The organism is Tenacibaculum amylolyticum (assembly GCF_964511145.1).
GTDB classification, from domain to species: domain Bacteria; phylum Bacteroidota; class Bacteroidia; order Flavobacteriales; family Flavobacteriaceae; genus Polaribacter; species Polaribacter amylolyticum.
This window is the reverse complement of sequence record NZ_CAZEFZ010000055.1, coordinates 1-1,895: the sequence shown is the minus strand read 5'-3', so window position 1 is coordinate 1,895 and position 1,895 is coordinate 1. Positions and strand designations below refer to the sequence as shown.

1 protein-coding gene is annotated in these 1,895 nt (G+C 32.7%); it reads left to right on the top strand.

Going from position 1 to position 1,895, the window contains the following annotated elements:
• Positions 1-1,406 precede the first annotated feature (1,406 nt).
• Entirely contained in the window at positions 1,407-1,649 is a 243-nt protein-coding gene (locus ACKTTC_RS13100; RefSeq protein WP_408040286.1) for a hypothetical protein, read from the top strand.
• Positions 1,650-1,895: the final 246 nt, after the last annotated feature.

The window sequence follows — 1,895 nt, the reverse complement described above, 5'->3', positions numbered from 1 at the left end:
CTACTTGCCTAAAAAACGTCTTCAAACTATCAAATTTCCTACAGAGCTTGTATTTAATACGCTATTGGGCTTTTATATTAGTCAGCTTAAAGAGCGTAACACGTATTTAGCTGCAACCAATAGTTCTACACGTGTTTTAAAAAGTGATTTACCTAAATTAAGGATAGATCAGCGCAAATTAGCCACTCACAAGAAAGAAGGTGTACAAAGGTTCTCTTTTTGTAAGAAAACCGCTAGAAACCATGTTAAACGTTTACGTGAAGCTAAGGTATTAATCAACTATACTTGTGCGAACCAAAACAAGCCAATTTCGGTGAATTTTAACCCTGAGATTGTAGCTATTTTGGACGGAAAACCGCCAAAACGACAATTTAATGAAAATCAGTTTTTTAAAGGTGGTGGGTGGAAAGTTTTACCAGATAATAGTGATAATAATAAAGTTTTAAAAAGAAATAAAAAGAAAGACTTTTTAATTTTTCATAAAGAAAATGAATGTGGTTTAATGCAGCAGCAAAACGTATCTCTTGCAGAGAGCTACAAGACCACCATCAGAATAAGTAATGCAAAACAAACTAGCCCGCGGGAAAATGTAGCGACGATTCGAAAAATATTGCCAGATTTTTTAAAAACTGGCGCGAAATCACAAAATACAAATAACACGATTACGGTTAGTTTTCTTGCCAAATTGATGGAAGAAAAGATGCTTGCACAGGAACTTTCAGTGGGAAAATATGACAATTACAAGGGGCTAAGCTATCATTACTTGCAAAAAGTTATTCAGTACGCCGATGTAACTATCGAAGAATTTAGAAGCGTGTTGATACAGGATTTTGTAAAATCATCAGCTAAGATTTGGAAGGATCACCAGAGCGTACACGTGGGGAGTTGGAAAAACGCAATTAACAGCCTTAACCAGACTTTATTTAAGGGAATTACACAAAAAGAAACACTATTAAACAAGCTAAAAGAGTACCGCTGGAAGCTAGATTTCGCCCGTAAATGGTTTTTAAAATCAAAGATTCCCGCATTATACCCGTCTTTGTATTTTGATGTTCACCGCAAAGCTTCCAGTGGTATCGGGTTTTATGGTTTGCACTCTATTTGGAAAAGTCATTTGAAATACCAGCAAAACAAGATTGAAAAACAGAAAGAAAGCCAACAGCAAGAAAGTGCAAGAAAACGCAAAATCAAAATGAGACAACGTTTTGAGAATACAATAAAAGCCTATGAAAAAGGAAAATATACAGCAGCACAGGTATATAACTATGTAAAAGATAATTTACCACAAAGCTATGTAAGTGAATTAACAAGACGTATAGAGGAAATAAAAAAAACAGCTTAATAGACTACAATATCTAAGCTAAAATACAATTAATAAAAATTGAAATGAATACATAATAAAACAGATGAAAAAGGAAAATTTACAATGCTATTTAACTGAAAAAGTAGTACAAAACCAACGAGTTTTTAAGATTGTAGACGGATTACACCGTCCAATGAGTAAGGCAAAAGTGTTTTATATAGGTTATACTCCAAATCTAGGAGAAACAGTAGATGATTTTATAGCCATGGGAAAGGAAATTGAAAAACAATACGAACAATGGTATCATAAGAACAAAGATATGCTAAGGTTATATTATACGAATTAATAAGCCTGCAAGCCATAAACGCAAGAAAATGCAAGTTTACGCAAAATGACAAGACAGAGTCTTTGTTTATGGTTAAAAAACTATTAATCATTGTTTTAAATCTTTACTCTATTGTTTTTTAACTCCGTTAGAATTAAAAACGCAATAAAACGCAATAAAACGCAAGAAACTGCAAAAGAATGTATCGTCCTAAAATAGGTTTACACCTTTTTATCTTAATCCTAATATAAATTTACACTTCATTTT

Coding starts and splice junctions, on each gene's coding strand:
- ACKTTC_RS13100 (WP_408040286.1), top strand. CDS start 1,407: ATGAAAAAGGAAAATTTACAATGCTATTTAACTGAAAAAGTAGTACAA.